The sequence below is a fragment of the Brucella sp. IR073 genome, assembly GCF_049065735.1.
Lineage (GTDB): Bacteria > Pseudomonadota > Alphaproteobacteria > Rhizobiales > Rhizobiaceae > Paramesorhizobium.
Genome location: NZ_JBAKHD010000003.1, coordinates 386,526 through 404,875, shown reverse-complemented (window position 1 = coordinate 404,875; position 18,350 = coordinate 386,526). Strand labels below are relative to the sequence as shown.

The following is an 18,350-nucleotide window of genomic DNA, read 5'->3' as shown; positions in this document are numbered from 1 at the left end:
TCGCGCCTCCCTCCCCCTTGCGGGGAGGGTGGCCCGAAGGGTCGGGTGGGGGTGGTGACGCGTGCGCGACGTTCGTCAGCAAAAGCGCACGCGTCACCACCCCCACCCGCCCGCTACGCGGGCACCTTCCCCGCAAGGGGGAAGGAGGGCGCGAGCCGATCCGGCAGGGCAGAGGGGGGTGTTCCAGCCCCAAATCCATGCGGTTAGCGGCCAAACCCCTCGCCGGCTTTCTCGCGCTCGCCTTTCTCACGCTTTTGGCCGTAGGGGCGCTGGTCTCGCTCGGCCTCGAAGCATCGCGCGAGACGGGCAACACCCTTGCTGCCTTTAATCCTTACCTTTGGCGTGTCGCGCGGTTCACGCTGTGGCAGGCGCTGCTTTCGATGGTTCTGTCTGTCGCTCTGGCTATCCCGGTGGCGCGTGCGCTTCATGCGCACCGGTACTTTCCCGGACGGGCCTTCATGCTGAGGCTTTTCGCGCTACCGCTGGCGCTGCCGGCGCTCGTTGCGGTGCTCGCCATCACCAGCATTTACGGGCGGGCGGGGCTGATCGCCGAAGCGGCGCATTCTCTCGGCCTCGATTTCACCCCCGATATTTACGGCCTCACCGGTATTCTCCTTGCCCATGTCTTCTTCAATCTACCGCTTGCCGTACGCTTGCTTCTCACCGGGCTCGATTCCATTCCCCCCGATTACTGGAAGCTGTCGGCGCAGCTCGGCATGGGCAATTGGGCGCGGTTTCGCCTGATCGAATGGCCGGCCATGATCCGCAATCTGCCTGGAATCATGGGACTCATCTTCATGCTCTGCGTCACCTCCTTCACCATCGTGCTGACGCTGGGCGGCGGCCCGCGCGCGACGACGCTGGAGGTGGCAATCTATCAGGCGCTCCATTTCGATTTCGACATCGGCCAGGCGGTCGCCCTGACGCTTACCCAGCTCACCCTTACCCTCGCCATCCTCTCGCTCTTCCGCCTAACCGGCAGGCCGACGGAGGAAGGCTTTTCGCTCGCTATCACGATCAGGCGCTACGAGAAGCTGACGCGGGGCGAGAAGGTGGCCGATATGGCCGTGATGCTGCTCGCCTTCCTGTTCGTCGCCGTGCCTATTGCAGGGATGATTGTTTCGGGTCTTTCCGCGGATTTCGGAAGGCTCCTGACCGAATGGGTCGTATGGCGGGCGATTTTCACCAGCTTCACCCTCGGCGCCGCTGCCGCGCTCCTGTCTGTGCTCGTCTCCTTCGCCCTTGTCGTCGCGCGCAAGGCAGTGGCCAATGGCGGTGCACGGTCCCTGTTCGAACGAGCGCTCGACACCGGCGCGAGCCTCATTCTCGTCGTCCCGCCCATCGTCATCGGCGCGGGCTGGTTCATCCTGCTGCGCCATTTCGCCGATCCGTTCGACTTTGCCGCTCCCATGGTGATCACGGTCAACGCCGCGATGGCAACACCCTTTGCCGTGCGGATCCTGCGGCCGGTCTGGGACACGATGAGCACGCGGCACGACCGGCTTTGTGCGCAGCTTGGCATCGCCGGCTGGGCGCGGCTCAAGCTGATCGACTGGCCGGTGCTGCGCCGCCCGTTGGGCGTGGCCTTCGCGTTTGCCATGGCGCTCTCGCTTGGCGATCTCGGCACCATTGCCCTTTTCGGCAGCGATGCGGTCGAGACCTTGCCCTATCTCCTGTTGCAGCGCATGGGCAGCTACCGCACAGTGGATGCGGCGGGGCTGGCGCTGATTCTGGGTGTCTTGAGCCTCGGGCTGATGATGCTGGCCGATCGTGGATCGGCGCGAAAAGAAGAGACGCCATGACGGCCAGGAAAAAGGGCGCGGACGTCGCGCTGAAAGATGTTCGCTTCAGCTATGGCGAGATGCGCATGCATTTCGACGTGACCGTCCCGCCCGCGAAGATCGCCGCCATCATCGGTCCCAGCGGTTCCGGCAAATCGACGCTGCTGAATCTGATCGCCGGTTTCGAGACGCCGGAATCGGGGCAGATCCTTGTCGGCGGCATCGATGTCATCGGCACCCCGCCTGCCGAACGCCCTGTCTCGATGGTGTTTCAGGAGAATAATCTCTTCGCGCATCTCGATGTCGAGGCCAATGTCGCGCTCGGCCGTTCGCCAAAACTGAAACTGACCGATGCGGATCGTGCCGACGTGGTGAGCGCCATCGCCCGCGTCGGCCTTGCGGGCAAGGAGAAGCGCAAGCCGCAGGCGCTTTCCGGCGGCGAGAGGCAGCGTGTGGCGATTGCCCGCGCGCTGGTGCGCAATCGCCCGGTTCTGCTGCTGGATGAAGCCTTCGCCTCGCTCGGCCCGGCGCTGCGGCTGCAAATGCTCGATCTGGTGCAGGACGTGCATAAGGAAACGGCGATGACGATCCTGATGGTCACGCATCATCCGGAAGACGCGCTGCACCTCGAAAGCCTCTTGTTTTTCCTCGAAAACGGCACGGTGACCGCCAGCGGCACGGCCCGCAAGCTACTCTCGGACAGTGGTCCGGCGGCGCTGAAGCGCTATATGGGGACGGAGTCGCGATAATACTTACTCCGTGTCCATTTGGACGCATATGCGGCGGAATTGACATATTTTGCCCCCAATCGGCGGCAAGAAGCGGCGACGACAGGAGATGCGCTCTTCATGCGCCGCGCGCTCTCTGCTAAGCAGGTGCGGAAAAGTGCGAAGTGTTTTTCGCACCTGCTTAGTAAGGAATGCGTGGCGCGGAACGGCAGATCACGGACGAGGGCAAGAGACTGAATTCGCAGTCGGAACCATGCGCGCCAATGCGCCAGACGAGACGATTGTTGCCGCCGGGAACCCTTGTTCCCGGCATCTATATGCTTGCCTTCTTATCCGGCTGCCAAGCGCTCGATCTCAGCAAGGAGGACGCCGCGCTGGGGCCCTCCGCCAATCCGATCACGGTCGACACCGTCACGCGCAACGACCGGCTGGTCAAGATCGGCGCTGAGCAGCATCCGCGCATCCTCGCCACCTATGGCGGCCAGTATAACGATCCGAAGCTCGAGCGCATGGTCGCCAAGATCGTCGGCAATCTATCGACGGTTTCGGACAATCCGAACCAGGCGTACCGCATCACGATCCTGAACTCGCCCAATATCAACGCCTTCGCCCTGCCGGGCGGGTGGGTCTATGTTACGCGCGGGCTTTTGGGGCTTGCCAATGATTCGGCGGAGGTTGCCGCCGTCATCGCGCATGAGATGGCGCATGTCACCTCCAATCATGGCGTCCAGCGCCAGCAGAAGGAGGCGGAGGCCGCCATTGCCGGGCGCGTCGTGTCCGAAGTGCTACATGACGATATGGCGGGGCGCGAGGCGCTGCTGCGCGGCAAGCTGCGACTGGCGCAATTCTCGCGCAATCAGGAACTGCAGGCGGATGCCGTTGGCATCAGATCCATCGGTGAGGCGGGTTATGATCCCTTTGCCGCCGCCCGTTTCCTGCAATCCATGGAGGCCTATCAAAGCTTCCGCTCCGTTTCCGGCGCGACCGATGCCAGCCTCGACTTCCTGGCCTCGCACCCGGCGACGCCGCAACGCGTCGAGTTGGCCATGAGGCATGCCCGCCAGATCGGCGCACCGGGGGTCGGCACGACCGACCGCGATGCCTTTCTCAACGGCATAGACGGGCTGCTTTACGGCGAAACGCCTGATGAAGGCTATGTGCGCGGGCGCACCTTCATTCATCCGAAGCTCGGTGTCGCCTTCACCGTGCCTGATAATTTCACCATCGACAATTCGGCGGATGCTGTCATGGCGACCGGTCCGGGCGAGGTCGCTGTGCGGTTCGACGGCGCGCAACTGGCGCCCGGAGCGAGCCTCACCGACTATATCAAGAGCGGCTGGGTGTCGGGCCTCGACGAATCGACCGTCCGCGCGACGACGCTGAACGGCCTGCCCGCGGCGACCGCCCGCGCAAGCGCCGACCGCTGGCAGTTCGATATCGTGGTTATAAGCGCCGGAGGGAAGGTCTATCGCTTCCTGACCGCCGCGCCCAAGGGCAGCGCAGCGCTGCTGCCGACGTCGCAGGCCGTCACCAGCAGTTTCAAGTTGCTGACGCCGGCTGAGAAAGAGGCGGTGAAGCCGCTTCGCATACGGGTCGTGACGGTGAAGCCGGGCGAGACCATCGGCACGCTGGCCGGCAAGATGCAGGGGACCGACCGCAAGCTCGATCTCTTCCGCCTGCTCAATGCCATCCCGCCGGGCGGAACGGTTTCGGTGGGCGACCGGGTGAAGATAATCAGCGAGTAGAACTTAAAGCGCGTTGCGTTTGAGCGCACTCACGCAACGCGCTTTAAGTTTTTGTTTTCCCGCATGATCCCGAAAAGTCTGCAACTTTTGGGGATCATGCTTTAGGCCTGATAGGCCGAGAGCTCGTGCTTATTCAAAAGCGCGGTTTTGAGCTTCTCCAGCGCGCGGCTTTCGATCTGGCGCACGCGCTCCTTCGAAATGCCGAGCCGTTCGCCCAGCGCCTCCAGCGTTATGCCCTCGTCCTCCAGGCGGCGTGTGCGGATGATATGCAGCTCGCGCTCGCTGAGCACGGAAAGCGCCTGCCGGAGCCATGAGGACCGGCGTTCGGAATCGATCGCCTCTTCGGCGATCTCATCGGGCAGCGGGTTGTCGTCCATGAGAAAATCCATGCCTTCCGAATTGCCGCTCTCATCGCCCGCAATCGGCGTGCTGAGCGAGGTGTCGGGGCCGGAAAAGCGGAAATCCATCATCTCCACATCGGCAATGGGAACGCCGAGCCGGGCGGAAATACGGCTATATATATCCGCAGGGGAGAGTTCTTCATCGCCATGGGCGAGCCGCGCGCGCAGCCGGCGCAAATTGAAAAAGAGCGCCTTCTGCGCCGAGCTGGTGCCCCCGCGCACGATGGACCAGTTGCGCAGGATATAATCCTGCATGGCGGCGCGCACCCACCACGTGGCATAAGTGGAGAATCGCACCTCCCGCTCGGGATCGAAGCGGAGCGCTGCCTCGAGCAGCCCCACATATCCTTCTTGGATCAGGTCGCTCATCGGCAGGTTGAACTTGCGAAAGCGCGCTGCCATGGCGATCACCAGCCGCATATGGGCGCAGGTGATCCGCTGCATAGCCTCCTGGTCGCGGCTTTCCTTCCAGCGGACGGCGAGCTCCCTTTCCTCGTCCCTCCCGAGATAGGGCGCGGTCATGGCGTTGCGCATCATTGATTGGTCGAGGGCTATCCGGGATTGGCCGGAAGGCCGGGGGAGGGGGGAACGGCTTTCGGCAAGCTGCTGCATGAAACGTTCTCCTGAACGCATTTGGCTGAGACTATGATGCGCTTGTGCTGAAACAGAAGGCTTGGTCCAAACGCGCGGGGGACCATATGGTTCCTTTCCCGGTTTCTCCCGCTGTGGGAATGAAGGCCCTAAAAATAAAACGGCAGCCCGAGGGCTGCCGTTCAATGCCTAACTTATTTGGAAGTGGATTATTCGCTGGCGGCTTGAGCAGCTTCAGCGGCCTTGGCGGCGGCTTCTTCCTCGGCCTGCTTGGCGAGGGCGATGCGCTCCTGCGCCTTCTTGCCGGGGACGCCCTTCTCGGGGTTGTTGCGGGCCGGGCGCTTGGCGAGGCCAGCCTGATCGAGGAAGCGCAGCACACGGTCGGTCGGCTGCGCGCCATGGCCCAGCCAATGCTTCATGCGGTCGGCGTCGATGGTGACGCGCTCGGCGTCCTTCGGCAGCGTCGGATTCCAGGCGCCGATCTTTTCGATGAAGCGGCCGTCGCGCGGCGCACGCACGTCGGCAACGACGATGTGGTAGTAAGGACGCTTTTTCGAGCCCGCGCGGGCCAGACGGATTTTCAACGACATTTCATTCTCCTGTTAGGTTGTTTAGCGGCCGTTATGTTCGGCGGCTGTCGTTTCGTGATGCCTGATCACTTCCTTGATGATGAAGTTCAGGAACTTCTCGGCGAAATCGGGGTCGAGGCTCGCGTCTTGAGCCAGACGGCGCAGCCGCTCGACCTGGGCTTTCTCCCGCGCGGGATCGGCGGGGGGAAGATTATGCTCGGCCTTGAGGATGCCCACTGCCTTCGTGCAGCGAAAGCGCTCGGCAAGCATATGAATGAGCGCCGCATCGATATTGTCGATCGAGGCGCGCAAGGCGGCGAGTTCGGCGGGCACTGTCTTGTCGTTCATCGCCGTCACTTCTTCTTCGGCAGGCCGGGAAGACCGCCCAATCCACCGAGGCCCGGCAGCTTCGGTCCGCCAAGGCCGGGGAGGCCACCGGGCAGTCCGCCGCCGGGGAGGCCCGGAAAGCCGCCGCCCTTGGTGAGGCCCGCCGCTTCCGCCTGCTTGGCGAGCGCTTCAAGCTGCTTGGGGTCCATATTCGAAAGGTCTGGCATTCCACCCATGCCGCCAAGGCCCATCTTGCCGGCGAGGCCGCCCATCATCTGCTTCATGATGCCGCCCTTGCCCTTGCCGCCCATGGCTTTCATCATGTCGGCCATCTGGCGGTGCATCTTCAGGAGCTTGTTGATGTCGGCGGCACTGGTGCCGGAGCCCTTGGCGATGCGCTGCTTGCGGCTGTGCTTCAGAATGTCCGGGTTGGCGCGCTCCGCTGCGGTCATCGAGCCGATGATGGCGAGCTGGCGCTTGAACAGCGAATCATCGAGCCCTGCGGCGGCGACCTGATCCTTCATCTTGGCCATGCCGGGCATCATGCCCATGATCCCGCCCATGCCGCCCAGCTTCTGCATCTGGCGCAGCTGGTCGGCAAGGTCGTTCAGGTCGAACTTGCCCGACTGCATCTTCTTTGCCATCGCCGCGGCCTTTTCGGCGTCGATGGTTTCGGCGGCCTTCTCGACCAGCGAGACGATGTCGCCCATGCCGAGGATGCGGTCGGCGATGCGGCGGGGGAAAAATTCCTCCAGCGCATCCATCTTTTCGCCGGTGCCGATGAGCTTGATCGGCTTGCCGGTGACGGCGCGCATGGAGAGGGCCGCGCCACCACGCCCGTCGCCGTCCATGCGGGTCAGAACGATGCCTGATATGCCGACGCGCTCATCGAAGGAGCGGGCGAGATTGACGGCGTCCTGGCCGGTCAGGCTATCGGCGACCAGCAGGATCTCGTGCGGATTGGCCTTTTTTCTGATCTCGGCCATCTCGACCATCAGGGGCTCGTCGATATGGGTGCGGCCGGCGGTATCGAGGATCACCAGGTCATGGCCGCCCAGCTTCGCTGCCTGTACAGCGCGCGAGGCGATCTCCACCGGCGACTGGCTGGCAATGATGGGCAGCGTGTCGATGCCGGTCTGGATGCCGAGCTGGCGAAGCTGCTCCTGCGCGGCGGGCCTGCGCGTGTCGAGCGAGGCCATAAGGACTTTCTTCTTTTGCCGCTCGGAAAGGCGCTTCGCAATCTTGCCCGTGGTGGTGGTCTTGCCGGAGCCCTGCAGGCCGACCATCATGATGACAACAGGGGCGGGGGCGTTGAGGTCGATCGTGACGCCTTCGGCGCCCAGCATCTCGACCAGCTCGTCATGAACGATCTTGACGACCATCTGGCCGGGCTTGATGCTTTTCAGGATTTCCGCGCCGACAGCCTTCTCGCGGACGCGGTCGGTGAAGGAGCGCACGACATCGAGCGCGACATCGGCCTCGATCAGCGCGCGGCGCACTTCGCGCAGTGCCGCCGAAACGTCCTGCTCGGATAGGGCGCCGCGGCCGGTAAGGCCGTTCAATATCGCGCCCAAGCGCTCCTGTAACGTTTCAAACATCCGTTTTCCCTTTTACCTTTGCGACCTTTCAGCCGAAGGTAAGCTATCCCGCGCCGAAATCCATAGCCAAAGCAAAACGGCACCCGAGGGCGCATTGCGCTGTCGGGTGTGGACCTCCAGGATCTGTTTACACCAAATGGGTCCTGGTCGGCTGCTTCGAGTCTAAGGCTCTTCGCGGAGTTTCATGGGCTTTAAGAGCAAAATGAACGGAAAGTCAATTGTTTTGGTGACAGAACATGCGCCATGCGAGGTGTTGCGCGAAAACCGCTCGGCGGCAAAAGCTTGAGAATGGGGCCGTTTCGGGCTCCCTCCACTGCCCGTTCCGGCTTGGATTGCGCAATCTACTCGTGTATTCCCCGCGTTCAGCCGGAATTCCGCAACAGAATCGACCAATCGAGGAGAATATGATGGCACGCTTGTTCCGCAGGAGCAGCATAGGCTTGAGTTTAGCTGGGCTTTTGACCGCTTTCATGGCGCCGGTTGCCGCCGCTCAGGCTGCGCAGTGCGGAAACACCGCGGCGGGCTATCCGGCCTGGGTGCAGCAATTCAAGAAGGAAGCGGTGGCGCAGGGCGTCAGCCCGCGTGCGCTCAATGCGCTCGACGGCACCCAATATGCGACCAAGACGATCTATGCCGACCGCAACCAGAAGAGCTTCAAGCTTTCGCTCGACGAGTTTATGAAGAAGCGCGGCGCGGATACCATCGTCAACCGGGGGCGGAAGCTGAAGCAGCAAAACGCTGCCCTCTTCTCCAGCATCGAGAAGCGCTATGGCGTGCCTGCCGGCCCGTTGATTGCCATCTGGGGCATGGAAACCGGCTTCGGCGCGTTCATGGGCAACCAGAACACGCTTTCTGCCGTGGCGACGCTTGCCTATGATTGCCGCCGCTCCGACTATTTCACCAACCAGCTCTATGCCGCGCTGCAGCTCATCGACCGGGGCGATCTCAGCCCGTCGGCGGTTGGCGCGGCGCATGGCGAGATCGGCCAGACGCAGTTTCTGCCCGCCAATGTGCTCAAATTCGGCGTCGATGGCGACGGCAGCGGCCATATCGACATGGCGCGCTCCAAGGCCGATGCCTTGGCCTCAACGGCGAATTTCCTCGTCGGCCATGGCTGGCAGCGCGGCGCGGGCTACCAGCAGGGCGAGGCCAACTTCACCGCACTTCAGGGCTGGAACGACGCCAGCGTCTATCAGCGCGCAATTGCGATTATCGGGAAGAAGATCGACGGGTAAGAACTCGCGCCCTCCTTCCCCGCAAGGGGGAAGGAGGGTGCTCTATTCTGCTTACGGACGCACAAAATCGCCGGTCTGGTGATCCATCACCCACAGTTCACCCGTCGAAATATCGAACCAGGCACCGTGCAGAGTAAGGCGGCCTTCCTTTTCGCGGGAGGCGATATAGGGGAAGCTACGCAGATTGGCGATGGAATAGCGGATCGAGATACGCTCCAGCGCCGTCTGCCGCTCCGTGGAGGTCATCAGCGTGTTGGCTGCGACGGTTTCGGCGGCGGGGGCGACGAGGCTCATCCATTTGCCGATGAAATCGCCCGGTGAGAGAGGCGCGCTTTCGGAATCGAGCGCGGCCTTGATGCCGCCGCAGCGGCCATGGCCCATCACCACGATGTGCTTGACCTCGAGGCTCTGCACCGCGAATTCGAGCGCGGCGGAGGTGGAGTGATATTCACCGTCCGGCTCATAGGGGGGGACGAGATTGGCGACGTTGCGCAGCACGAAAATCTCGCCGGGATGGGTATCGAAGATGGTTTCGGGCGCGGAGCGGGAATCGCAGCAGGCGATGACCATGGTCTCCGGCGTCTGGCCCCGTTCGGCCAGTTCCCTGTAGCGCAGGGATTCGTCGGCGAAACGCCCGGACATGAAATTGCGGTAACCGGCGAGGAGTGTCTCGGGGAGGTTACCGGCGGCGGGAAGATCATTTGGGGTAAGATCGTTCATACCTGTGCCATAGCTCTGGTTGGGAGGAAGATCAAATCGTTTTAAGCAGGCCCCTTGGGTTGGGGTGGCCCTTTTTTAATAGAGTATGCGCGGCGGTCCAGTCCTTTGCTGGCGCGCAGGTCTCGCGGACGCGATTGCGCCCGGCTTTTCCGGATTGTCCGTCACGCTCGCAACCCCTTGGTGGGATGCATGAGGCGGCGGACCTGAACCATGGCCATGGGGTTGGAGAGGCTCGCGGCATCCGCCTCAAGCATCAACTCATCCGCGCCGCGCTTGGCTGCGCGGGCCAGAACCTCGAAGACGGCGGCGGTCGTTGCCTGCAGGATTTTCTCCTGCGGAAGGCCCGCCATGGTGCGGGCAAGAAAAAGGGCCGAGGTCAGGTCGCCCAGCCCATTGGAGGGGCCGTCGACATGGCGGTGCTCGGCCATCATCGCCAAGGTTGGGGTGAGCAGGAGATTGCCGGTGCTGCCCGTCATCATCGGCACCGCAGAGGTGACGAGCATGGTGGCGGGACCGGCATCGAGGGCCGCCTCCATGATGGTCTTGTTGTCCTCCAGAGGCACGCCCGTCAGCCAAGCAAGCTCGAAGCGATTGGGCGTCGCGATGTCGGCGAGCGGCAGCAAGCGGTCGCGAATGGCTATGGCCGTCGCCTCGGGAACGTAAAGACCTTCCTGATCTCCGATAACCGGGTCGCAAAGGTAGAGAACGTGTGGATTCCTCGCCTTGATGGTCTCGATGAGCCTGGCAATGCTGGCGGCCTGCGACGCTTGCCCGAGATAGCCTGTCAGCACCGCCCCTATTTCATCGAGCCAAGGCGCGCGTTCGAGATCGGCGATGAGGGCGTCGAACTCCTCCTGCGAGGGCACGATGCGCTTGGCGGGGCCGTGACCGGGATGCCATGGCAGGACGACCGTCGGGACCGCCCATACCGGGTGGCCCAGCGTTTCCAGTGCAAAAACGGCAGCGCGATTGCCGACCGAACCGCGCACCACATGGCTCGATATGACGAGAACGGCTTTGGCATCAGCTGAATTAGACATTGCACATACGACTCATGCTGTCATTGCAGCCTTGATGGTGACAGGTGAGAGACCTCTACTCAAGACGCTTTGCCAAGATAAGTCAGGAGCCAGACAATCGCCGCGGCGATCAGGACGAGGCTCAGCGCCCGCCCTATGCGCGTGCCCCACAGCTCGATAGCGTCCGCCTGGTCGGCATCGGCGGCAGAAAGATGCCGTTTCGCTCGGCCGACCATGCCATGGTCTGCATTCGATTCGCGCTCTACCCGCTTCAGGATACGGCGGGCTTCCTTGCCTGCCTCGTCCTTATTCTCCCTTTCTTCCATCGCTATCTCCACTATAAGGGCGTTTTAGTTGCTTATTTGCGCTTCTTTTCAGCAATTCTTTGTTGTTTCTTTATATCCCTGATATGATTACTCTCGTATACCGTGCTGGGGATGGCACCATTCGAGAGCCGATATCAGGAGAGATTTGCATGATTGCCGATACCATTTCGCGGCCTGCCGGTCGCCGTCTTTTGCCGGTGCTTCTTTTGGTGCTGTTGGCGCCGTTGCTGTCGGCGTGTGGTTTCAATACCATCCCGACCCAGGAAGAACAGGTCAAGGCCGCATGGAGCCAGGTGCTCAACCAATATCAGCGCCGCGCCGACCTGATCCCCAATCTGGTGGCGACGGTCCAGGGCTATGCCACGCATGAGCAGAAGACCTTAACCGATGTGGTCGAGGCGCGCGCCAAGGCGACGCAGGCAACGGTGCAATTGCCGCCCGACGCGCTCAGCAATCCCGATCTCTTCAAGCAGTTCGAGCAGAACCAGGCCAATCTGACGGGCGCGCTGGGACGGCTCATGGCGGTGGCGGAAAACTATCCGGACCTGAAGGCGAACCAGAACTTCCTCGCCCTGCAATCGCAGCTCGAAGGCACCGAAAACCGGATCGCGGTGGCGCGGCGCGATTATATCGAGGCAGTGCGGGTCTATAACACCTCGCTCCAGACCCTGCCGACCATGCTGTGGCGGCTGATCTGGTTCCGCGACAAGAAGCCCCTGCCGACCTTCACCATCAGCGAGCAGGCTGAGCAGGCGCCGAAAGTCCAGTTCAACAATTGACGGGCGGAGCCGCCGTGATCATGACGGATAATATGCCGGGCCTCCGAAGTCCCGCACGATTGCTTCGCCTCATGGCGGGGATGGTGCTGGCGCTTCTCGCCCTGACGGTCGTCGCGGCGGCGGATGCGCCGCTGCCGGCGCTCACCGGCCGGGTGGTCGATGACGCCAATATCCTCGATCCGCAGACGAAGGCGGCGCTTGAGCAACGGCTTGCCGATTTCGAGGCGAAAACCTCCGATCAGGTGGCGGTGGTGACGGTGCCAAGCCTTGATGGGGACGATATCGACGATTTCTCCAACCGGCTGTTTCGCAGCTGGGCTCTCGGCCAGAAGAAAGAAAACAATGGCGCGCTGCTGGTGGTGGCGCCCAATGACCGCAAGGTGCGTATCGAGGTGGGCTATGGCCTCGAGGGCACGCTGACCGACGCGCTTTCGAGCATCATCATCCGCAATGGAATCATCCCAGCCTTCCGGCAGGGCGATTATTCGGGCGGTATTTCGAAGGGCGTGGAAGGCATGCTGGCGGTGCTGGGCGGTGATGGCGCCGATATCAAGGCACAGGCGCAGCAGGAGGCGCAGGCGCAGTCCTCCGGCGGCGGAATCGACTGGGTGTCGCTCATCTTCCTCGCCTTCTGGCTCTTCATCTTTTTCGGCGGCCTTTTCTTCTCGCTGCTGTCGCGGATATTCGGGCGCAAGATCGGGCCGGGCCGCTATCAATGGCTGGGCATGACCACCGGCGGCAGCGCCGCGCGTGGGGCGCTGGCGGGCTACGGCACCGGCCTGATACTCGGCGGCGGCGGTTTCGGTGGAGGGGGCTTCGGTGGCGGCGGCGGATTTGACGGCGGCGGCTTCATGGGCGGCGGCGGTTCATCCGGCGGCGGCGGCGCATCGGCGAGTTGGTAGGGGGAAGAATGTCCGTGCATCCATTTTTAGACGCTGACGACCGCACGCGCATCGCCAATGCGATTCGCGCCGCGGAAGAAAAGACCAGCGGCGAGATCTATGCGGTGCTGGCGCATCGCAGCGACGATTATTTCTTCGCCGCCGGGTTCGTGGCCGCCTGCGGCGTCATCATCGCCTCGATCGTGGCGGCGTTTCTGGCGCACTGGTATTGGTACGAGGTGTCGCTGCCATTGTTCGGCCTTGCCATTCTCGCGGCCTTCATCTGTGTCATTCTCGTCCTGTGGTTCGTGCCTGCGGTGCGCTTCGCGCTGGTGCCGCACCGTATCCGCTATCATCGCGCCCATCTGAACGCGGTCCAGCAGTTCCTGGCGCGCAATATCCATGTCACATCGCAGCGCACCGGAGTGCTTCTGTTCGTCTCGCTGGCCGAGCGCTATGCCGAGGTGATCGCCGATGCGGGCATCAATGCCAAGGTGCAGCAGAAGGACTGGAACGCCATCGTCTCCCTCCTGACCAAGCACGCCTCACGGGCCGAAGTCGCGGACGGCTTTGTCGCGGCCATTGAAAAATCCGGCAAGCTGCTCGCCCGGCATTTCCCGGCGACAGGGGATAATCTCAATGAGCTGGCGGATCACCTGGTGGAGCTGTGAGAGAGTAACGCCGCGTTGATGAGATATCAGCGCGATTTAGCGACTTGAGGCGCCTTTTTCTTTCAATCCTGGCAATTTTTGGCTCATTTTGTTGCTTTGTCACGGGAAGTTCACCGTTTCAGGGCAGTTTTGGGTCGAAAGCGTATGCCGATCTGATAGGCTTTCGCAGAGATTCATTCCTTGGGAGTTTGGAAGTGTCAGCCAGGCAGCAACGCGACGTCGGTGGGCTCACGGATAAGGGAGGCGACAAGGAGGCGCTGAAGGCGTTCTCGGCCCTGTTCTACGAATGGGCGCCGCCCGAAGATCTGGCCGAATATGACAACTCCGCCCTGGAGGAATCCGCGCGTCTGGCCTTCGCGGAATTGTGCGATTATCGCAAGGGTGACAGCATCGTCTCGGTCAACGGCGTCAACAAGGTGCTGCGCGCCGGAAGGCCCGTCACCATCGTGACGCTCGTCAACGACAACATGCCCTTCCTGCTCGACTCGGTGCTGGGCGAGATCGCCGAGCGGGTGAGCATGGTCTATCTGGTGCTGCATCCCGTGCTCGACGTGACGCATGGCAAGAACGGCATCAGCGTTCATGGCGAGGCGTCCGGCCCGGAACCCAAGGGTACGGACCGCGTCAGCGTCATGCAGATTCATCTCCCGATGCTGGACCAGGCGGCGCGTGAGGAGCTGGCCGCCGCGCTGAAAGCCGTCCTCGCGCAGGTGCGTGCTGCGGTGCGCGACTGGAAGCCGATGCTGGCGCGGCTCGACCAGGCGATCAAGGCCTACAAAACCAATCCGCCCGGAAAGAAGAAGGATGTGGCTGAAGCCATCGAGTTTCTCGAATGGCTGCGCGACGACAATTTCATCTTCCTCGGCATGCGGGAATATGACTATCGCCGCAAGGGCAAGACGCGGGAACTCGTTTATGCCGACAAGCCGCAGCTCGGCATATTGAGCGATCCCGCGGTGCGCGTGCTGCGGCGCGGAGATACAGGCACGACGGCGACGAGCGAGATCCTTGCCTTCCTCGAAGGGCCGGAGGCGCTCATCGTCACCAAGGCCAATGCGCGTTCGCGTGTCCACCGGCGCGTCTATCTCGATTATGTCGGTATCAAGCTGTTCGACAAGGAAGGAGAGGTGACGGGCGAATTGCGGTTCGTGGGGCTTTTCACCTCCACCGCCTACACGCGCTCGGTCACCAAAATCCCGTTCCTGCGGCCAAAGGTGGATGCGGTTATCAAGCGGCTCGGCTTCAACCCGCAGGACCATTCCGGCAAGGCGCTCATCAACGTGCTCGAGGATTATCCGCGCGACGAGCTTTTCCAGGTCGATGTGGATACGCTAGTGGCCAATGCCGAGCGCATTCTGGCGCTGGGCGAGCGGCCGCGCGTGCGCGCTCTGCCGCGCATCGATCCGTTCGGGCGGTTCGTCTCGGTGCTGGTCTATGTGCCGCGCGACCGCTACGATTCCATCGTCCGCGAGAAGATTTCCCAATATCTGATGCGTGTCTATGACGGGCAGAGCGTCGAATTCCAGCCTTCCTTCCCCGAGGGGACGCTGACGCGCATCTATTTCATCGTCCGGCGCGATGAGGGCACCGTGCCTCAGGTGGCGCGCGAAACGCTGGAAGCCGAGATCCGCGCCATCGTGCGCACCTGGGAAGACGCGGTGCAGGAAGCGGCAGAAACCATGGCTTCTGCCGGGCGCAACATCGTGGCGCTGGCCTCAGGTTTTCCCGACTCCTACCGCGAGAGCTTCGCGGCTGACGAAGCGCTTATCGATGCCGAACGGATTGCGACGCTTTCGCCCGACAATCCGCTCTATGTCGATTTCTACAAGCACCGCAGCGACGGGCCCGATGCGGTGTCGCTGAAGATCTATCATTATGGCGCGGCGCTGGCGCTTTCGCAGCGCGTGCCGCTCCTGGAAAATATGGGCTTCCGCGTCATCAGCGAGCAGACCTTTGACCTGCCGGGCGCGGATGGCGGCAGGGTGCATGTGCATGACATGCAGCTTGTCAACGCCTTCTCCGTTCCGGTGGATTTGAAGGACGACGGTGCGCTTTTGGAGGAAGCGTTCCGCGCCATCTGGAACGGAGCCGCCGACAATGACGGCTATAACGCGCTGGTGCAGACGGCGCGGCTCTCGGTGCGGGAAATCACCATTCTGCGCGCCTATGGCCGCTATCTGCAGCAGGCCGGCATCGCCTATTCGCAGGGCTTCATCGCCGGGGCGCTCAATCGTTATCCGGCAATCGCTCGCAATCTCTTCAATCTGTTCGACCTGCGGTTCAATCCGGCGCGCGTGAGCGAGGACAAGAAGACGGGCGCGGAAAAGAAGTTCCGCGATGAGATCGATCTGGAATTGCAGTCCGTCCCCAGCCTTGACGACGACCAGATCGTGCGCCGTTTCCTCAACCTCATCGAGGCGACGCTGCGCACCAATGCCTTTGTGCCTGAAACCGATGGCAGCCCGCGCAAGACGCTCGCCTTCAAGCTCGACCCGCATGAGGTGGAGGGACTGCCGGATCCGCGTCCGTGGCGGGAGATTTTCGTCTATGGGCCTGAGGTGGAAGGCGTTCACCTGCGCTTCGGCCCGGTGGCGCGTGGCGGCATCCGCTGGTCGGACCGGGCGCAGGATTACCGCACCGAGGTGCTGGGCCTCGTCAAAGCGCAGCAGGTGAAGAATGCTGTCATCGTGCCTGTCGGCGCCAAGGGCGGGTTCTATCCCAAGCGCCTGCCTTCGGGCGACCGCAATGCCATCTTCGAGGCAGGGCGGCAGGCCTATATCACCTTCATTTCGACGCTGCTTTCCATCACGGACAATATTGTCGGTGAGCGTGTGGCGCACCCGCATGGCGTCGTGCGGCATGATGGCGACGATCCTTATTTCGTTGTCGCCGCGGACAAGGGCACGGCGACCTTCTCCGACACGGCGAATGCCATCAGCCAGGCGGATGATTTCTGGCTTGACGACGCTTTCGCTTCAGGCGGGTCCGCGGGCTACGATCACAAGAAGATGGGCATCACCGCGCGCGGCGCATGGGAGGCGGTGAAACGGCATTTCCGCGAGATGGATATCGACATCCAGACGACGCCTTTCACCGTGGCGGGCGTGGGCGACATGTCGGGCGACGTCTTCGGCAACGGCATGCTGCTTTCCAGCCAGACCAAGCTCGTCGCCGCCTTCGACCACCGTGACATCTTCATCGATCCCAATCCCGATCCGGCGGTTGCGATTGCCGAGCGCCAGCGCCTGTTCAACCTGCCGCGCTCGAGCTGGCAGGATTACGACCGCGCGAAAATCTCCGAGGGTGGCGGCGTCTATTCGCGCTCGCTGAAGACCATCACCCTGTCGCCGCAGGCGGCGCAGGCCATCGGCATCACCAAGACGCATGTGACGCCGCAGGAATTGATCTGTGCCATCCTGAAGGCGCCGGTCGATCTGCTCTGGTTCGGTGGCATCGGCACCTATGTGCGCGGCAGCACGGAGAGCGACGCGCAGGTGGGCGACCGCGCCAATGACGCGATCCGCATCACCGGCAGCGATGTGCGCGCCAAGGTGATCGGGGAGGGCGCGAACCTCGCGGTGACGCAGCGCGGACGCATCGAGTTCTCGCTTCTCGGCGGGCGGTGCAACACCGATGCAATCGACAATTCGGCCGGCGTCAACACATCGGACGTCGAGGTCAACATCAAGATCGCGCTCGCGGCGGCGATGCGGGCGGGCAAGCTGGAGCGCCCGGCGCGCAACAAGTTGCTGGCGGCAATGACCGACGAGGTGGCGGCGCTGGTTCTGCGCAACAACTATCTGCAGACGCTGGCGCTTTCCCTGGCGGAGCGGCGCGGCCTGGCCGATCTGCCCTATCAGGCCCGGTTCATGACCGACACGGAGCGGCAGAGACTGCTCGACCGGCGGATCGAGACGCTGCCCGACGAACACGCCTTGAAGGAACGCGAGGCGCGCGGGCAGGCTCTCACCCGGCCCGAGCTGGCGGTGCTGCTCGCCTACGCCAAGCTGGTGCTGGTGCAGGAGATCGTGACGAGCGATCTGCCTGACGATCCCTATTTCGAGCCGGAGCTCTTCAGCTATTTCCCCAAGCGCATGGTGAAGCCCTATGCGGCGGAGATTGCGAGCCACCGGCTGCGACGGGACATCATCGCCACGCTGCTCGGCAATGACGCGATCAATCGCGGCGGGCCGACCTTCATCAGCCGCCTGCAGGATATGACCGGCAAGACGCCGGGGGAAATCCTGCGCGCCTATGTGGCGGTGCGGGACGGCTTCGAGCTTGGCGATGTCTATGACGCCATCGACAAGCTCGACAATCAGGTGCCCGGGGCCACGCAGAACGAGTTCTACGCGCAGGTTTCGCGCATGCTGCACCGGACGACCGCCTGGGTGCTGCGCAACCACAATGCCAATGTCCCGCTCGGCGATTTCGTGGAAGCAATCCGCCAGGCCCGTCACGCGCTGGAACCGCGCCTGCCTAAGCTGATGCCTGAGTTCATGACGGGCGTGATCGCACAGGATACGGACGGCTTCGCAGCGATGGGGGCCCCGGCGGCGCTGGCGACACGGCTCGCCCAGTTGCAGTTCGCTTCCGTCGTGCCCGACATCGCGCTCGTCGCAAACCGCGCGAAATCGGACCTGATAGCGGCGGCGAAGGCCTATTTCACCGTCACCGAGGCCTTCCGCATCGGGCGGATCGAAGAGGCGGCGCGGGCCATTCCCATCACCGATTACTATGACGGGATGGCGCTGGCGCGAGCCAACGACACCATCGCCGAAGCCACGCGGGCCATTGCGGTCACCGCGCTCACCCGCTTCGGCGGCGAGAAGGACCCGGCAGCGGCCTGGCTCGAAAGCGGCAACGCCAGTGTGATGACCACGCGCCAGCGTATGACGGCGCTGGTGGAAGGGGGAGAACTGACCGTTTCGCGGCTTGCGGTCGCGGCGGGATTGATGTCTGATCTGGTGGGGTAATGA

Annotated in this window: 15 protein-coding genes; 8 read left to right on the top strand and 7 right to left on the bottom strand. The window is 62.9% G+C overall.

Annotated elements, in window-relative coordinates; genetic code table 11:
* Positions 1–197: 197 nt before the first annotated feature.
* The 3 genes from thiP to ACOWVG_RS08665 all read left to right on the top strand — a co-directional run bounded on the left by thiP (position 198) and on the right by ACOWVG_RS08665 (position 4,254).
* The gene (thiP, locus tag ACOWVG_RS08675; RefSeq protein WP_420961463.1) at positions 198–1,802 is read left to right on the top strand and encodes a thiamine/thiamine pyrophosphate ABC transporter permease; all 1,605 of its coding nucleotides are present in this window, start codon (positions 198–200) and stop codon (positions 1,800–1,802) included.
* A complete protein-coding gene (locus tag ACOWVG_RS08670; RefSeq protein WP_420961462.1) occupies positions 1,799–2,530 on the top strand; it encodes an ATP-binding cassette domain-containing protein in 732 nt (243 codons plus the stop codon). The genes thiP and ACOWVG_RS08670 overlap by 4 nt, the downstream gene beginning before the upstream one ends.
* 242 nt (positions 2,531–2,772) lie before the next feature.
* Complete coding sequence (locus ACOWVG_RS08665; RefSeq protein ID WP_420961461.1) at positions 2,773–4,254, top strand: M48 family metalloprotease; 1,482 nt, start codon at positions 2,773–2,775, stop codon at positions 4,252–4,254.
* 101 nt (positions 4,255–4,355) lie between these two features.
* On the opposite strand, the gene ACOWVG_RS08660 is transcribed toward ACOWVG_RS08665, so the two are convergent.
* The 4 genes from ACOWVG_RS08660 to ffh all read right to left on the bottom strand — a co-directional run bounded on the left by ACOWVG_RS08660 (position 4,356) and on the right by ffh (position 7,740).
* On the bottom strand, positions 4,356–5,267 hold the full coding sequence (locus ACOWVG_RS08660; protein WP_420961459.1) for an RNA polymerase factor sigma-32: 912 nt from the start codon (positions 5,265–5,267) through the stop codon (positions 4,356–4,358).
* A gap of 188 nt (positions 5,268–5,455) precedes the next feature.
* A complete protein-coding gene (gene rpsP / locus ACOWVG_RS08655) occupies positions 5,456–5,836 on the bottom strand; it encodes a 30S ribosomal protein S16 (protein WP_420961458.1) in 381 nt (126 codons plus the stop codon).
* A 21-nt stretch (positions 5,837–5,857) separates the two neighbouring features.
* Positions 5,858–6,163, bottom strand: a complete 306-nt coding sequence (locus ACOWVG_RS08650) for a chorismate mutase (protein ID WP_420961457.1) — start codon at positions 6,161–6,163, stop codon at positions 5,858–5,860.
* Between the two features lie 5 nt (positions 6,164–6,168).
* Positions 6,169–7,740, bottom strand: coding sequence for a signal recognition particle protein (gene ffh, locus ACOWVG_RS08645; RefSeq protein WP_420961455.1), 1,572 nt, complete (start codon positions 7,738–7,740; stop codon positions 6,169–6,171).
* 470 nt (positions 7,741–8,210) lie between these two features.
* Here ffh and ACOWVG_RS08640 point away from each other — a divergent pair, with 470 nt between their 5' ends.
* On the top strand, positions 8,211–8,975 hold the full coding sequence (locus ACOWVG_RS08640) for a lytic murein transglycosylase (protein ID WP_420961675.1): 765 nt from the start codon (positions 8,211–8,213) through the stop codon (positions 8,973–8,975).
* A 51-nt stretch (positions 8,976–9,026) separates the two neighbouring features.
* Here ACOWVG_RS08640 and ACOWVG_RS08635 read toward each other — a convergent pair whose 3' ends face one another.
* The 3 genes from ACOWVG_RS08635 to ACOWVG_RS08625 form a co-directional block, all read right to left on the bottom strand.
* Complete coding sequence (locus ACOWVG_RS08635; RefSeq protein WP_420961454.1) at positions 9,027–9,695, bottom strand: carbonic anhydrase; 669 nt, start codon at positions 9,693–9,695, stop codon at positions 9,027–9,029.
* 161 nt (positions 9,696–9,856) lie between these two features.
* The gene (gene pdxY, locus ACOWVG_RS08630) at positions 9,857–10,735 is read right to left on the bottom strand and encodes a pyridoxal kinase PdxY (protein ID WP_420961452.1); all 879 of its coding nucleotides are present in this window, start codon (positions 10,733–10,735) and stop codon (positions 9,857–9,859) included.
* Positions 10,736–10,794: 59 nt separating this feature from the next.
* On the bottom strand, positions 10,795–11,040 hold the full coding sequence (locus ACOWVG_RS08625; protein ID WP_420961450.1) for a hypothetical protein: 246 nt from the start codon (positions 11,038–11,040) through the stop codon (positions 10,795–10,797).
* 149 nt (positions 11,041–11,189) lie between these two features.
* On the opposite strand from ACOWVG_RS08625, the gene ACOWVG_RS08620 reads away from it, so the two are divergent.
* The 4 genes from ACOWVG_RS08620 (at position 11,190) to ACOWVG_RS08605 (ending at position 18,347) form a co-directional block, all read left to right on the top strand.
* Positions 11,190–11,819 carry a LemA family protein gene (locus ACOWVG_RS08620; RefSeq protein ID WP_420961448.1) on the top strand — a complete coding sequence of 210 codons (630 nt, stop codon included), beginning with the start codon at positions 11,190–11,192 and terminating at the stop codon, positions 11,817–11,819.
* Between the two features lie 71 nt (positions 11,820–11,890).
* Positions 11,891–12,721, top strand: coding sequence for a TPM domain-containing protein (locus tag ACOWVG_RS08615; RefSeq protein ID WP_420961674.1), 831 nt, complete (start codon positions 11,891–11,893; stop codon positions 12,719–12,721).
* An 8-nt stretch (positions 12,722–12,729) separates the two neighbouring features.
* The gene (locus ACOWVG_RS08610; RefSeq protein ID WP_420961446.1) at positions 12,730–13,371 is read left to right on the top strand and encodes a TPM domain-containing protein; all 642 of its coding nucleotides are present in this window, start codon (positions 12,730–12,732) and stop codon (positions 13,369–13,371) included.
* Between the two features lie 194 nt (positions 13,372–13,565).
* Positions 13,566–18,347, top strand: a complete 4,782-nt coding sequence (locus tag ACOWVG_RS08605; protein WP_420961445.1) for an NAD-glutamate dehydrogenase — start codon at positions 13,566–13,568, stop codon at positions 18,345–18,347.
* Positions 18,348–18,350: the final 3 nt, after the last annotated feature.

Bases quoted from the DNA above. Each gene is read 5' to 3' on its own strand.
- thiP (WP_420961463.1), top strand. From the start codon at position 198: ATGCGGTTAGCGGCCAAACCCCTCGCCGGCTTTCTCGCGCTCGCCTTT.
- ACOWVG_RS08670 (WP_420961462.1), top strand. From the start codon at position 1,799: ATGACGGCCAGGAAAAAGGGCGCGGACGTCGCGCTGAAAGATGTTCGC.
- ACOWVG_RS08665 (WP_420961461.1), top strand. From the start codon at position 2,773: ATGCGCCAGACGAGACGATTGTTGCCGCCGGGAACCCTTGTTCCCGGC.
- ACOWVG_RS08660 (WP_420961459.1), bottom strand. From the start codon at position 5,267: ATGCAGCAGCTTGCCGAAAGCCGTTCCCCCCTCCCCCGGCCTTCCGGC.
- rpsP (WP_420961458.1), bottom strand. From the start codon at position 5,836: ATGTCGTTGAAAATCCGTCTGGCCCGCGCGGGCTCGAAAAAGCGTCCT.
- ACOWVG_RS08650 (WP_420961457.1), bottom strand. From the start codon at position 6,163: ATGAACGACAAGACAGTGCCCGCCGAACTCGCCGCCTTGCGCGCCTCG.
- ffh (WP_420961455.1), bottom strand. From the start codon at position 7,740: ATGTTTGAAACGTTACAGGAGCGCTTGGGCGCGATATTGAACGGCCTT.
- ACOWVG_RS08640 (WP_420961675.1), top strand. From the start codon at position 8,211: ATGGCGCCGGTTGCCGCCGCTCAGGCTGCGCAGTGCGGAAACACCGCG.
- ACOWVG_RS08635 (WP_420961454.1), bottom strand. From the start codon at position 9,695: ATGAACGATCTTACCCCAAATGATCTTCCCGCCGCCGGTAACCTCCCC.
- pdxY (WP_420961452.1), bottom strand. From the start codon at position 10,735: ATGTCTAATTCAGCTGATGCCAAAGCCGTTCTCGTCATATCGAGCCAT.
- ACOWVG_RS08625 (WP_420961450.1), bottom strand. From the start codon at position 11,040: ATGGAAGAAAGGGAGAATAAGGACGAGGCAGGCAAGGAAGCCCGCCGT.
- ACOWVG_RS08620 (WP_420961448.1), top strand. From the start codon at position 11,190: ATGATTGCCGATACCATTTCGCGGCCTGCCGGTCGCCGTCTTTTGCCG.
- ACOWVG_RS08615 (WP_420961674.1), top strand. From the start codon at position 11,891: ATGGCGGGGATGGTGCTGGCGCTTCTCGCCCTGACGGTCGTCGCGGCG.
- ACOWVG_RS08610 (WP_420961446.1), top strand. From the start codon at position 12,730: ATGTCCGTGCATCCATTTTTAGACGCTGACGACCGCACGCGCATCGCC.